At 27.5% G+C, this 432-nt stretch carries 1 protein-coding gene; it reads left to right on the plus strand.

The features are described 5' to 3' along the window. Window positions 1-200: 200 nt before the first annotated feature. Window positions 201-432, plus strand: a 232-nt coding sequence (locus BN899_RS18310) for a thioredoxin family protein (protein ID WP_042278446.1), incomplete at its 3' end; no start/stop codon positions are given.

Here is a 432-nt window from a genome sequence, read left to right on the forward strand (position 1 = left end):
TTCAAAGATGGAAAAGAAATGGATAGATTAGTAGGGTTTATACCTAAAGAAAACTTAAAGAATAAAATAGCATCATACTTATAAAATAAAATATAATTTAACTGGTTACAAAAAAGTGCCTAGTTGAATAGAAATATATATAGTAGTAATCTAGTTTTATAAAGAAGAACTTATTAAAATATTATAGGAGAGTGAGAATTATGGCACAAATAATAAAAACAAACGAATTTTCAAATAGAGTAGAAAATAAAGATGGGATAGTAGTAGTAGATTTCTTTGCAACTTGGTGTGGACCATGCAAAATGTTATCACCAGTATTTGAAGCATTAGGAAATGATATGGAAAGTTCAGCAGATTTTCTAAAAGTTGATATAGATCAAAGTATGGAATTAGCAGAAAGATTCCAAGTATCTACAGTACCGACAGTAATAG

The organism is Faecalimicrobium dakarense (genome assembly GCF_000499525.1).
GTDB lineage: Bacteria > Bacillota > Clostridia > Peptostreptococcales > Peptostreptococcaceae > Faecalimicrobium > Faecalimicrobium dakarense.